Source organism: Lysobacter sp. Root667 (genome assembly GCF_001427715.1).
Classification (GTDB): domain Bacteria; phylum Pseudomonadota; class Gammaproteobacteria; order Xanthomonadales; family Xanthomonadaceae; genus Lysobacter.
In genome coordinates this window covers 298,372-311,865 of record NZ_LMHF01000013.1, presented here as the reverse complement: position 1 = coordinate 311,865, position 13,494 = coordinate 298,372, and the positions used below count along the sequence as shown (strand labels likewise).

Below are 13,494 nucleotides of genomic sequence, written 5' to 3'. Positions count from 1 at the left end.
CTACTCCCGCTCGGTCAAGAACACAGGCGGTTGTTCTTGCCGTCATTCCCGCGAAGGCGGGAATCCAGTAACCCGACGCAATGAGCAAGTCGCCTGCGATCTACCTACTAGCCAACTCCCGCAAAGGCACGCTTTACGTGGGAGTAACCAGCAACCTGATGGCGCGCATCTGGCAACATCGTGAGCACATCACCGAGGGCTTCAGCAAACGCTACGATGTGACCCGCCTGGTGTGGTACGAACTGACGGAATCGATGGAAAGCGCGATACAGCGCGAGAAGCAGATCAAGAAGTGGAATCGGGAATGGAAGATTCGCCTGATCGAAGAGCGGAATCCGACCTGGAGGGATTTATGGCCGGAGATCGTGGGTAACGCTGAAGTTCCTGGATTCCCGCCTTCGCGGGAATGACGGCAAGAGCAACAGCGGCGGCTTGTACGAGTAGCAGTAGTGGCAATGGCCGACCGCTCGCGTCCACGCGAGAGCGACGGCAAAAACAACAGCCCAAGAGTGAAGCGCCTTGACCGCAGACCATTCCAAGCACCTCACCATCATCGGCGCCGGCCTGGCCGGAGCGCTGCTGGCCACCCTGCTCGCCCGCCGCGGCTGGGACGTCGATGTGTACGAGAAACGCGGCGATCCGCGCCTGAAGGGTTATCAGGGCGGACGCTCGATCAATTTGGCCCTGGCCGAACGCGGACTGCACGCGTTGCGCCTGGCCGGCGCCGACCAGGCGGTCATGGCGCAGGCGGTGATGATGCGCGGACGCATGGTCCACTTCCTCGACGGCCGCACCGACCTGCAGCGCTACGGCCGCGACGACAGCGAGGTGATCTGGTCGGTGCACCGCGGCGAGCTCAACCTGATCCTGCTGCAGATCGCCGAAGACGCCGGCGCGCGCCTGCACTTCCATCGCGGCCTGCAGTCGGTGGACTTCGACGCCCGTGTCGCCCGCTTCCTCGACGAGCGCGACGGCAGTACGCACGATGCGGGCTTCGGCAGCCTGGTCGGCGCCGACGGCGCCGGCTCCGCCTTGCGCGCGGCGATGAACCGCGCCGCCGACCTGGGCGAGCGCACCGAATTCCTCGGCCATTCCTACAAGGAGCTGGAGATTCCGCCGGCGCCGGACGGCAGCTTCAGCATCGAGCCCAATGCGCTGCACATCTGGCCGCGCGGGCGCTACATGTGCATCGCCCTGCCCAACGACGAGCGCACCTTCACCGTTACCTTGTTCCTTCCCAACGAAGGCGAGCCCAGCTTCGCCACCATCCGCGATGGCAGCGACGCGCGCGCCCTGTTCGAACGCGACTTCGCCGACGCCCTGCCGCTGATCCCGAACCTGGAACAGGACTTCGAACGCAACCCGGCCGGCCTGCTCGCCACGCTCTACCTCGAGCGCTGGCACCTGGACGAGCGCGCGGTGCTGCTCGGCGATGCCGCGCACGCGATGGTGCCGTTCCACGGCCAGGGCATGAACTGCGCCTTCGAGGACTGCGTGGCCCTCGCCCGGCATCTGGAGGATGGCGCCGACCGCGCCGCCGCGTTCGCCGCATTCCAGGCCCAGCGCCTGCCGAACGCGCGCGCGATCCAGGCCATGGCGCTGGAGAACTACCTGGAGATGCGCGACCGCGTCGACGACGACGACTACCTGCTGCAGCGCGCCCTGGAGCGCAAGCTCGGCGAGCGTCATCCCGACCGCTTCATGCCGCGCTACGCCATGGTCACCTTCCACCGCATGCCCTACGCGGTCGCGTTCGAACGCGGCAACCTGCAGCGCGAACTGCTGGTCGAACTGACCCGCGGCCACGACAGTCTGGATAGCCTGGACTGGGACGCGGTCGATGCGGCGGTGCGCGAACGCCTTTCGCCCCTGCCTGCGGACGACTGACGCGCATGCCCGCGAGCTTCCTGTTCTACGACCTGGAAACCTACGGCGCCGACCCGCGCACGACCCGCATCGCCCAGTTCGCAGCGATCCGCACCGACGCCGACCTCAACGAGATCGAAGAGCCGATCAGCCTCTTCGTCCGTCCCGCCGACGACCTGCTGCCCTCGCCGACCGCGACCCTGATCACCGGGATCGCGCCGCAGGATGCGCTGCGCGACGGCATGAACGAAGCCGAGGCCTTCGCCCTGATCTTCGACGAGATGGCGCGCCCGGAAACCTGCAGCCTGGGCTACAACTCGCTGCGCTTCGACGACGAGTTCGTGCGTTACGGCCTGTTCCGCAATTTCTACGACGCCTACGAACGCGAATGGCGCGGCGGCAATTCGCGCTGGGACCTGCTCGACGTGCTGCGCCTGGCGCATGCGCTGCGCCCCGAGGGCCTGGTCTGGCCGCAGCGCGAGGACGGAGCGACCTCGTTCAGGCTCGAGCACCTGGCGCACGCCAACGACGTGCGCGTAGGCGACGCCCATGAGGCGCTGTCGGACGTGCGCGCCCTGATCGGCCTGGCGCGCAAGCTCAAGGCCGCGCAGCCCAAATTGTGGGATTACGCTTTGCGCCTGCGCGACAAGCGCTACGCCGGCAGCCTGGTCGACGTGGTCGGGATGAAGCCGGTGCTGCACGTGTCGCAACGGTTCCCGGCCAGCCGGCTGTGCTCGGCCGCGGTACTGCCGATCGCGCGCCATCCGCGCATCGACAGCCGCATCATCGTGTTCGACCTGGACCAGGACCCCGACGCGCTGCTGCGCCTGGACGCCGACGGCATCGCCGACCGCCTGTACACGCCCAGCGCCGACCTGCCCGAGGGCGAGTCGCGGATCGCGCTCAAGGAAGTGCACCTCAACCGCTGCCCGGCGCTGATCGCCTGGGATCATCTGCGCGAACCGGACTTCGAGCGTCTCAAGATCGACCCGGCGCTGATCGAGCGCCGCGCCGCGGTACTGCGCGCGGTCGGTCCGGCGCTGGCCGACAAGGTACGCCGGGTCTACGGCAACGAGCGCGAACGCTCGCCCTCCGACGCCGACGCCTCGCTCTACGACGGCTTCATCGGCGACGGCGACAAGCGCCTGTTCGCGCAAGTGCGCACCACCGCGCCGGCGGCGCTGGCCAGCACCGCGTTCGCCTTCCGCGACGCGCGCCTGCCCGAACTGCTGTTCCGCTATCGCGCCCGTAACTGGCCGCAGACCCTGTCGGTCGAGGAGCGCGAACGCTGGGACGACTACCGGCGCCGGCGCCTGTACCAGGACGCGGGGCTGGGCGAATACAACTTCGAACGCTTCCGCACCGAGTTGGCCGCCCTGCGCCAGGCGCACGCCGACGACGGCCCGCGACTGGCCCTGCTCGACCGCCTCGAAGCCTGGGGCCGCGATATCGACGCCGGCTTGAGCTGAGGCCGGCTAAGCTTCAGCCATCCCCACGAAACCGATCCGTATGAGCCGCTATTTTTCCGACGCCAGCTTCAAGTTCCTGCGCGGTCTGGCGCGCCACAACGAACGCGAATGGTTCCAGGCCCACAAGGCCGACTACGACGACAACGTACGCGGCCCGTTCCAGCGCCTGCTCACCGATCTGCAACCGGTGCTGGCCGAGGTCAGCGAGCACTACCGGGCCGAGCCCAAGACCGTCGGCGGTTCGCTGTTCCGGATCCAGCGCGACACCCGCTTCGCCAACGACAAGACGCCCTACAAGACCTGGCAGGGCGCGCGCCTGTTCCACGAACGCGGGCGCCAGATCGAGGCGCCGTCGTTCTATCTGCACCTGCAGCCGGGCAACTGCTTCATCGCCTCCGGCCTGTGGCATCCGGAATCGGACACGCTGCGGCGCATCCGCCACTTCATCCTCGACAACCCCGGCAGTTGGAAGGCCGCGGCGCACGCGCCCAAGTTCCGGCGCCGTTTCGATCTGGACGAGGACGAGATGCTGACCCGCATGCCGCGCGGCTTTCCCGACGATTTCGAGTTCGCCCAGGACTTGCGGCGCAAGAACTTCGTGGCCTTGCGCGCGATCGACGATGAGGTGATGACCGGTCCGCGCCTGTTGAAAGCGCTGGAAACCGATCTGAACGGCCTGGCGCCCTTCACCGACTATCTTTGCGCGGCGCTGGACCTGGAGTTCTGATCCGCGGGCGGCCTATTTCCCGAATTGCTCAATCCCAACGAGGCTGCCGCGCACAGCGAGCGTTCAAGCAAGCCCGGGCCCTACGGCGCTAAGCTGGGCCCATCTCACGCGCGGTGAACCTGCATGAAGAAGTGGATCGCCCTGATCGTCCTCGTCCTGGCGCTGCTGGCCGGTTACGTCGCCGCCGGGCCCTATCTGACCGTCGACGCGATCCGCAAAGCGGTGCAGGAGCAGGACACCGCCGCGCTGTCCGAGCACGTCGACTTTCCGGCCTTGCGGCTGAGCCTGAAGGCGCAGCTAGAAGACTACCTGGTGCGCCAGGCCGGCGAGGACATGCAGTCCAATCCCATCGGCGCGATCGCGGTGCGCATCGCCGGCGCCGCCGCCGGCGGCGCGGTCGATGCGCTGGCCACGCCGATCGGGATCGGCGCGGTGCTCGAGGGCCGCAATCTGTTCAATCGCCTCGGCGGCGGCGGTCGCGGCCAGGACGTCTACGCACCCAACCTGCCCAACGACCCGCTCAAGGACGCCAAGTACGGCTTCGAATCGCCATCGCGCTTCACCGCCACAGTCAACAATGCCGACGGCGAGCCGGTGGTGTTCGTGCTGACGCGTTCGGGATTGAGCTGGAAGCTCAGCGACATCCGCCTGCCGATCGGCGAGCCGCCCGCGCCGCGCTGAGGCTCGCCTCAGCGGTTGGCGACGCCGTGCGGCACGTGGCCGGCGGCGACGTGGTCGCGCGCCGAGACGATGTTGTGCTCGGAATCGTCGAAGAAGATGTCGGCGCCGAAGGCCTCCAGGAACGGCCCCTTGGCGCGGCCGCCGAGGAACAGAGCTTCGTCCAGGCGGATGCCCCACTCGCGCAGGGTGCGGATCACCCGTTCGTGCGCGGGCACCGAACGCGCGGTGACCAGGGCGGTGCGGATCGGCGCGTCCGGCCCGATCGGGAACGCGGCCTGGAGCCGATGCAGCGCGTCCAGGAAACCGCGGAACGGGCCGCCCGAGAGCGGATCGCCGGCATGGTCGCGCTCGTGCTGGGCGAACGCGGCCAGGCCGCCCTCGCGCGACACCCGCTCGCCCTCGTCGTCGAAGATCACCGCGTCGCCGTCGAAGGCGATGCGCAGCTGGTCGTGGCGCTGCTGCGGCGCTTTCGCCGGCAGCAAGGTGGCCGCGGCGACGCCCGCGATGAGCGCACTGCGCACGTCCTCGGCGTGGGCCGACAGGAACAAGTCGGCGCCGAACGGCTTGATGTAGGGGAACGGCGGCGCGCCGTTGCTGAACGCGGCGCGCTTGATCGACAGACCATGGTGGGCGATCGAATTGAAGATGCGCAGGCCGCTGTCGGCGGAATTGCGCGAGATCAGGATCACCTCGACCCGCGGCGCCTCCGCCGGCGCGCCCTCGTTGAGCGCGAGCAGCTTGCGCACCAGCGGGAAGGCGATGCCGGGCGCGAGCAGGTCGTCTTCGTGCTCGCGCTGGAAATCGGCGTAGGCGTCCAGCCCCTCGCGCTCGAACAGCAGGTGGCTCTCCTCCATGTCGAACAGGGTTCGCGAAGAGATCGCTACGATCAGGGGGTCGGCGTCGCGGTCGGGCATGCGGCTATTGTGCCTCGTGCGGCGTCTCGGCGCTTGCGACAGTGGGGGATGAACGGCGCCCCGCGGGGACTGCCTTCGACGACCACGAAACCCCAACCAGGACGCGAGTCACGCCCTCTGTAGGAGCGGCGTAAGCCGCGATCACCTTGTCGATGGAGTTGCGCTGTCGCGGCTTACGCCGCTCCTACAGAAAGCAGGGCGTTGCCCGACCGTGGCGCTAACCGCTGGTGAACTGCTCGATCAGCATGCGCTCTTCGAGGTTGTGCTCGGGATCGAACAGCAGGGTCACGGTGCGATCGCGCGATTCGCGGATCATGACCTCGACGATGTCGCGCACTTCGTGCGAATCGGCGGTCGCGCTGACCGGGCGCTTGTACGGGTCGAGCACCTGGAAGCGCACTTCGGTGTCGGCCTTGAGCAAGGCGCCGCGCCAGCGTCGCGGCCGGAACGCGGCGATCGGGGTCAGCGCGATCACGCTCGAACCCAGCGGCAGAATCGGGCCGTGCGCGGAGAAGTTATAGGCGGTGCTGCCGGCCGGCGTCGCCACCAGCACGCCGTCGCAGATCAGTTCGTCCAGGCGGGTCTGGCCGTTGAGGTCGATGCGCAGGTGCGCGGCCTGGCGGGTCTGACGCAGCAGCGAGACCTCGTTGTAGGCCAGCGAACCGACGGTGGCGCCGGACTCGGTCTGCGCGACCATCTCCAGCGGACGCAGCACCGCCGGTTCGGCCGCCGCCAGGCGTTCGAGCAGGCCGTCGCCGTGCTGGTTCATCAGGAATCCGACCGTGCCCAGCTTCATGCCGTACACCGGCTTGCCCAGGCTGCCGTAGCGATGCAGGGTCTGCAGCATGAACCCGTCGCCGCCGAGCGCGGCCAGGACGTCGGCGTCGGCCGGTTCGTACTGGCCGTGGCGCGCGATCAACTCGGCGAGCGCGCGTTGCGCTTCGTCGATAGGACTGGCGAGGAAGGCGATGCGAGGCGTCGCGGTCATCGGCGGCTCCGAACGGATGGCGACCGCAGCATAACCCGAGCTACGGGAAATGCCGATGACGGGGCGTTCCGCACGGACGCGGAAGAATGCAACCGCTTTACGGTAGGAGCGGCGTAAGCCGCGACCGGCGTCGTTGCCGAAACTGCGCGGTCGCGGCTTACGCCGCTCCTACCCCAAGGCTTGCGTATCGTCCCTCTCCCGCCTTCGGGAGAGGGACGCTTGACTCAGCCGCGCGAGGCCAGCTGCGACAGGCGCTGCACCGCGACCGAGACGGTCGGGTAGTCCAGCGATTTCTGCGCGGCGAGCTCGTTGAGCATGGCCAGGGTGAAACGCAGCGAAACGTCGTCGCGTTCCAGCCAATGCTTGACCTTGGCCTCGGCGGTGGCGCCGGGCATGGCCAGCACCTGGCCGACCAGGATGCGCTGCTGCGTGCCCAGTTCCTCGCGCAACACACCGCGGGCGACCGCATGCCAGCGGCCGTCGACGGTGAGCGCGTCGATCTGCTCCTGCAGCCACGGCAGGCGCAACGCCTCGCCGAGACGGAAGTGGACCTTGGCCACATCGACCGGCTTGAGCTTGCGCTCGCGCGCGACTTCGATGACGTCGCAGCTCGGCTCCAGGTACGGCAGGGCCGCGAGCTGGTCGGCCAGCGCCACCGGCACGCCCTTGGCCTTCCAGTCGGCGAAGCTGGCTTCGTAATCCGGACGCTGGCCGTCGCCGAGGATGCCCTTGCCGGCGCGGATGTCCTTGAAACCGTCGTGATAGCGCGCGACCGCGGTGGCGATGTCCGGAATCGCGCCCGGACGCGACAGCAGCCAGCGCGTGAACGAACGCTGCAGGTTCCAGATCACCTGCAGGGCGTCGATCTGGGTCGACTCGGCGATCTTGCCGTCGAGCGCGTCGATCTGCGCCCATAGCTCGCGCGCGTCCAGGGTCTCGCGGGTGATGGTGAAGGCCTTGGCGACCTCGCCCGGGGTGCGGCCGCTGTCTTCCTGCATGCGCAGCAGGAAGGTCGCGCCCATCCGGTTGATGGTCGAGTTGGTCACCGCGGTGGCGATGATCTCGCGCTTCAGGCGATGGTTCTCCATCGCCTTGGCGTATTTCTTCTGCAGCGGCTCGGGGAAGTAGCGCACCAGTTCCTTGGACAGGTACGGATCTTCCGGCACGTCCGAGTCCAGCAGCTGCTGGAACGCCACCAGCTTGGAGTAGGACAGCAGCACCGACAGTTCCGGACGGGTCAGGCCCTGGCCGCGCGCCTTGCGCTCAGCGATCTCCGCGTCGCTCGGCAGGAACTCGATCTGGCGGTCGAGCAGGCCCTGCGATTCCAGGGTGCGGATGAAGTGCTGCTTGGAGCCCAGGCGCGACAGGCTCATCCGCTCCATCAGGCTGATCGCCTGGTTCTGGCGGTAGTTGTCGTTGAGCACCAGTGCGGCGACCTCGTCGGTCATCGAGGCCAGCAGCTTGTTGCGCTCGGGCAGGCTCAGCTTCTTGGCCTGGACCTGGCCGTTGAGCAGGATCTTGATGTTGACCTCGTGGTCCGAGGTGTCCACGCCGGCCGAGTTGTCGATGAAGTCGGTGTTGAGCAGCACGCCGTGCTGCGCGGCCTCGATGCGGCCGAGCTGGGTCAGGCCCAGGTTGCCGCCCTCGCCCACCATCTTGCAGCGCAGCTCGTTGCCGTTGACGCGCAGGCCGTTGTTGGCGCGGTCGCCGACGTCGGCGTTGGACTCCCCGCTGGACTTGACGTAGGTGCCGATGCCGCCGTTCCACAGCAGGTCGACCGGCGCCTTGAGGATCGCGCTCATCAGCTCGGTCGGGCTCATCGCGGCGATGCCGGCGTCGATGCCCAGCGCAGCTTTGATCTCCGGCGACAGCGCGATCGACTTGGCCGAGCGCGGATACACGCCGCCGCCCTTGCCGATCAGCTTCTTGTCGTAGTCGTCCCAGCTCGAACGCGGCAGCTTGAACAGGCGCTCGCGCTCCTTGAAGGTCTTGGCCGCGTCCGGGTTCGGATCGAGGAAAATGTGGCGGTGGTCGAAGGCCGCGACCAGGCGGATGTGCTTGCTCAGCAGCATGCCGTTGCCGAACACGTCGCCGGACATGTCGCCGATGCCGACAGCGGTGAAGTCCTGGGTCTGGCTGTCGCGGCCGAGGCTGCGGAAGTGGCGCATGACCGACTCCCAGGCGCCCTTGGCGGTGATGCCCATGCCCTTGTGGTCGTAGCCGACCGAGCCGCCGGAGGCGAAGGCGTCGTCGAGCCAGAAACCGTGCTCGGCGGCGATGCCATTGGCGATGTCGGAGAACGTGGCCGTGCCCTTGTCGGCGGCGACGACCAGGTAGGGATCGTCGTTGTCGTGGCGGACCACGTCGCGCGGCGCCACGATCTTGCCGTCGACGATGTTGTCGGTGATGTCGAGCAGGCCGTTGATGAACATCTTGTAGCAGGCGATGCCTTCGGCCAGCACCGCGTCGCGGTCGCCGCCGACCGGCGGACGCTTGGCGAAGAAGCCGCCCTTGGAACCGACCGGCACGATCACGGTGTTCTTGACCATCTGCGCCTTGACCAGGCCCAGCACCTCGGTGCGGAAGTCCTCGCGGCGGTCCGACCAGCGCAGGCCGCCGCGGGCGACCGGGCCGAAGCGCAGGTGCACGCCTTCCACGCGCGGGCCGTAGACGAAGATTTCGCGGTACGGACGCGGCTTGGGCAGGTCCGGCACCAGCGCCGAATCGAACTTGTAGCTGACGTAGCCGCGCTCGCCGCCGTTGGCCGGACGCTGGTAGTAGCTGGTGCGCAGGGTGGCGTCGATCACGCCGATGAAGCTGCGCAGGATGCGGTCCTCGTCGAGGCTGGAAACGCGGTCGAGCAGGCCCTTGAGGGTCGAGCGGGTGATGTCGATCTGCTGCTCGCGCTTGCCGTTGCGGGCCTCGATGACCGGCTGCAACGCTGCCAGCGTGGCCTCGTCGCCGCTGGCCAGCGCCTGCAGCTGCTGGCTCAGGCGCTCGATGCCGGCCTTGATTTCGGCCTTGCTCTCCTTGCCGGTGCAGGGATCGAAGCGGGCCTCGAACAGCTCGACCAGCAGGCGCGCCAGCAACGGGTAGCGGAAGAAGGTTTCCTCGACGTAGCTCTGCGAGAACGGCACGCCGACCTGCAGCAGGTACTTGCAGTAGGCGCGCAGCATCGCGACCTGGCGCCAGGACAGGTTGGCGGCCAGGATCAGGCGGTTGAAGCCGTCGTTCTCGGCGTTGCCGCGCCAGATCTGGCCGAACGCGTCCTCGAAGGTTTCGTCCAGGCGCGACACGTCGACTTCGGCACCGGCGGTTTCGACCTCGAAGTCCTGGATGTACAGCGGCGTGTCGCCGGCGACCAGGCGATAGGGGTGCTCGGAGATCACCCGCAGGCCCATGTTCTCCATCATCGGCAGCGCGTCCGACAGCGGAATGTCGTCGTGCTGGCGGTAGAACTTGAAGCGCAGCCCGCCCTCGCCGCTGCCGATGCGGCGCAGGTTGAGGCGCAGGTCGTCGGGACCGGTCAGCGCGTCCAGGTGCTCGATGTCGTTGGCGGCGACCGCGGCGGAGACTTCGTCGACGTAGCCGCTCGGCAGCGCACGGCCGTACTGGTTGATCAGGGCCAGGCCGCGTTCCTCGCCATGGCGCGCGACCAGGGCTTCGCGCAGCTCGTCGCGACGGTCGCGCACGATCTGGGCCAGCTCGGCCTCGATCGCGGCGTTGTCGATCTGGATCGCTTCGCCCGACTTCGGGCGCACGATCAGGTGCAGCTGGGCCAGCGGCGATTCGCCGATCAGCACCGTGGTGTCGACCTGCTCGCCGTGCAGCATGCGCTTGAGCATGGCCTCGATGCGCAGGCGCACATCGGTGTTGAAGCGATCGCGCGGGATGTAGACCAGGCCGGAGAAGAAACGGCCGTAGCGGTCGCGGCGCAGGAACAGCTTGCTGCGCACGCGCTCCTGCAGGCCGAGGATGCCAGAGGCCGTACGCAGCAGTTCCTCTTCGCCGGACTGGAACAGCTCGTCGCGCGGCAGGGTCTCGACGATGTGACGCAGGGCCTTGCCGCTGTGGCTGTCGGACGACAGGCCGGACTTCTCCATCACATAGGCGTGGCGCTGGCGCACCAGCGGGATCTCCCAGGGGCGGCGGTTGTAGGCGCTGGAGGTGTACAGGCCGATGAAGCGCTCCTCGCGCACCGGCTTGCCGTCGGCGTCGAAGCTGAGCACGCCGATGTAGTCCATGTAGCCCGGACGGTGCACCGAGGAACGGGCGTTGGTCTTGGTCAGGATCAGCGCGTCGACCGAACCCGACTGCGGCATGTAATGCGCGGCCAGCGAGGTCAGCGCACGCGGTTTGCCGGCGTCGTGTCCGCGCAGCAGGCCCAGGCCGCTGTCGGGGACCGCGCACAGCACTTCCTGGCCGCCCTTCTTGGTCACTTCGTATTCGCGGTAACCCAGGAAGGTGAAATGGTTCTCGGCGGCCCAGCGCAGGAACTCCTGCGCCTCGCGGCGGCCTTCGTCGCTGACCGGCAGCTTGCGGCCGCCCAGGGCTTCGGCGACTTCGCCCATCTTGTCGCGCATCTGCGCCCAGTCGCGCACGATCGCGCGCACGTCCTCGAGCACGGCTTCCAGCGCCTTCTGCACGCGCGGCATGGCGTCGGCCGACTGGCGGTCGATCTCCAGATGCATCAGCGACTCGGCCACGCCCTCGCCGACGGCGACGATCTTGCCGGCCTTGTCGCGGCGGAAGGTCACCACCGGGTGGCCCAGCACGTGCACGCCGATGCCCTGCTCGGCCAAGGCCATGGTCACCGAATCGACCAGGAACGGCATGTCGTCGTTGGCGATCTGCAGCACCGTGTGCGCCGATTCCCAGCCGTGGGTCTTGATGGTCGGGTTGAACAGGCGCACCAGCGCCTTGCCGGTCTTGCGCGCGCGCGCGAATTCGAGGAAGTCGCTGGCCAGCGCGGCCCAGCCGTCGGGGCTGTGCTGCGGCAGCTCGTCGCCGCTCATGCGCCGATAGAACGCCTGGGCGAAGGCCTCGGCCTCGGCGTGGCGCGCCTTGGGCAGGCGCTTGCGCATCGCGGCGATGATCGGCTCGAGGGACACGGCGTCGCTCTTGGGCGCCGCGGTCTTGCTGGCGGAGCGCTTGGCGGACACCGGTTTTGCGGCGGCCTGGACGGTCGTTTTCGCGGCTTTGGGTTTGCTGCTCATGGGAACTTGGAGGTCCGATGGAATGAGGCCCACGCTCGCGCATGGGCCGTGAAGAGATTCAGTTCGCGGATGTGACGGCTGAGGTGACGGCTGGATGCAGGGCGACGCGTCCGCGGGCCCGCAGGCCCACGTCGCGTTCGACGGTCTTTGATACCCGGAGACCGCGGCCGCGATCCCCGGGTGAGGCGGTGACTCGATACGAGCCGGTACGCTTCATATCGATGCGTTTCATGCCGTAGCGGTCAGCGCAGACCGGTTTCGTTGCGGGCGATCACCAGGCGCTGGATCTCGCTGGTGCCTTCGTAGATCTCGGTGATCTTGGCGTCGCGGAAATAGCGCTCCAGCGGCATTTCCTTGGAGTAGCCCATGCCGCCGTGGATCTGCACGGCCTGATGGGCGATCCACATCGCCGCCTCGGAGGCGGTGAGCTTGGCGATCGCGGCCTCGTTGCTGAAGCGGCCGCCGCTCTTCTCGGTCTGGCCCTTCTGCCAGGCCGCGCGCAAGGTCAGCAGCAGGGCCGCGTCGAGCTTGCACTTCATGTCGGCGATCTTGGCCTGGGTCATCTGGAACGCGCCGATCGGCTGGCCGAAGGCCTTGCGCTCGCGCACGTAGGCCAAGGTGGCCTCATAGGCGGCACGGGCGATGCCGATGGCCTGGCTGGCGATGCCGATACGGCCGGCGTCGAGCACGCCCATCGCGATCTTGAAGCCGTGACCTTCCTCGCCGAGCACGTCCTCGGGACGGGCGACGTAGTCCTCGAACTCGATCTCGCAGGTGGCCGAGGCGCGGATGCCGAGCTTGGGCTCGGTCTTGCCGCGGTGGAAGCCCGGACGCGAGGTGTCGACCATGAACGCGGTGATGCCACGGGCGCCCTTGTCCGGGTCGGTCATGGCGAACAGGACGATGTACTTGGCGACCGGGCCGGAGGTGATCCAGCTCTTCTTGCCGTTGATCACGAACGAGCCGTCGGCCTGCTTGACCGCCTTGCAGCGCATCGCGGTGGCGTCGGAACCCGACTGCGGCTCGGTCAGGGCGAAGGCGCCGATCTCGCGACCCTCGGCGATGGCGCGCACGTAGAGCTGCTTCTGCTCTTCGGTACCGAACTTGAGAATGCCGTTGCAGAACAGCGAATTGTTCACCGACACGATGGTCGAGTGGGCGGCGTCGCCGGCGGCGATCTCGACCATGGCCAGCACGTAGCTGATCGGGTCCATGCCCGCGCCGCCGTACTCGGCCGGCACTTCGATGCCCATCAGGCCGTTCTCGCCCAGGGTGCGGATGTTCTCAAGCGGGAATTCGCCGGTCCGGTCGTGGTGCTCGGCGCTGGGAGCAATCTTTTCCTGGGCGATACGACGCGCCACGTCCTGGATCATCAACTGCTCTTCGGTAAAGCCAAAATCCACGTCGGCACCTCTGTTGGTTCTGGTTCTGGGCACGGCGGTGAAACCGGCCCCGGGACAGGGACCCGAACGCGGGAAACCCGGGTGCGGATCGAGCCGCGGCCATCGTTCCGCGGCCGCTGCGCGAATTGTAGCCGCGCCCGCCGAATAACCCCACCTCCCGCCCCAACGCCAGCTGCATCGCAGGCGGCGCGAGACTTGACCCTTTCGGGCGCGCGGAGGACACTTATCGC

9 protein-coding genes are annotated in these 13,494 nt (G+C 68.0%); 5 read left to right on the top strand and 4 right to left on the bottom strand.

Features of this window, described 5'->3' with window-relative positions; all coding sequences use genetic code 11:
- Window positions 1-80: 80 nt before the first annotated feature.
- From ASD78_RS14165 to ASD78_RS14145, 5 genes are all read left to right on the top strand, one after another.
- On the top strand, window positions 81-410 hold the full coding sequence (locus tag ASD78_RS14165; protein WP_056102494.1) for a GIY-YIG nuclease family protein: 330 nt from the start codon (window positions 81-83) through the stop codon (window positions 408-410).
- 109 nt (window positions 411-519) lie between these two features.
- The gene (locus ASD78_RS14160; protein WP_056102491.1) at window positions 520-1,887 is read left to right on the top strand and encodes an NAD(P)/FAD-dependent oxidoreductase; all 1,368 of its coding nucleotides are present in this window, start codon (window positions 520-522) and stop codon (window positions 1,885-1,887) included.
- A 5-nt stretch (window positions 1,888-1,892) separates the two neighbouring features.
- Window positions 1,893-3,335, top strand: a complete 1,443-nt coding sequence (sbcB, locus tag ASD78_RS14155) for an exodeoxyribonuclease I (RefSeq protein ID WP_056102489.1) — start codon at window positions 1,893-1,895, stop codon at window positions 3,333-3,335.
- Window positions 3,336-3,375: 40 nt separating this feature from the next.
- The gene (locus ASD78_RS14150) at window positions 3,376-4,062 is read left to right on the top strand and encodes a DUF2461 domain-containing protein (protein ID WP_056102486.1); all 687 of its coding nucleotides are present in this window, start codon (window positions 3,376-3,378) and stop codon (window positions 4,060-4,062) included.
- Between the two features lie 123 nt (window positions 4,063-4,185).
- Window positions 4,186-4,743 carry a DUF2939 domain-containing protein gene (locus ASD78_RS14145; protein WP_055906609.1) on the top strand — a complete coding sequence of 186 codons (558 nt, stop codon included), beginning with the start codon at window positions 4,186-4,188 and terminating at the stop codon, window positions 4,741-4,743.
- An 8-nt stretch (window positions 4,744-4,751) separates the two neighbouring features.
- Here the strand turns inward: ASD78_RS14145 and ASD78_RS14140 are convergent, their stop codons facing one another.
- From ASD78_RS14140 to ASD78_RS14125, 4 genes are all read right to left on the bottom strand, one after another.
- Window positions 4,752-5,657: a 5'-nucleotidase gene (locus ASD78_RS14140; RefSeq protein WP_055906606.1), complete on the bottom strand. Its 906-nt coding sequence runs from the start codon at window positions 5,655-5,657 to the stop codon at window positions 4,752-4,754.
- A 217-nt stretch (window positions 5,658-5,874) separates the two neighbouring features.
- Window positions 5,875-6,645: an NAD kinase gene (locus tag ASD78_RS14135; protein WP_056102484.1), complete on the bottom strand. Its 771-nt coding sequence runs from the start codon at window positions 6,643-6,645 to the stop codon at window positions 5,875-5,877.
- Between the two features lie 224 nt (window positions 6,646-6,869).
- Window positions 6,870-11,861: an NAD-glutamate dehydrogenase domain-containing protein gene (locus tag ASD78_RS14130; RefSeq protein ID WP_055906600.1), complete on the bottom strand. Its 4,992-nt coding sequence runs from the start codon at window positions 11,859-11,861 to the stop codon at window positions 6,870-6,872.
- A 242-nt stretch (window positions 11,862-12,103) separates the two neighbouring features.
- Complete coding sequence (locus ASD78_RS14125; protein WP_327037120.1) at window positions 12,104-13,297, bottom strand: acyl-CoA dehydrogenase family protein; 1,194 nt, start codon at window positions 13,295-13,297, stop codon at window positions 12,104-12,106.
- Window positions 13,298-13,494: the final 197 nt, after the last annotated feature.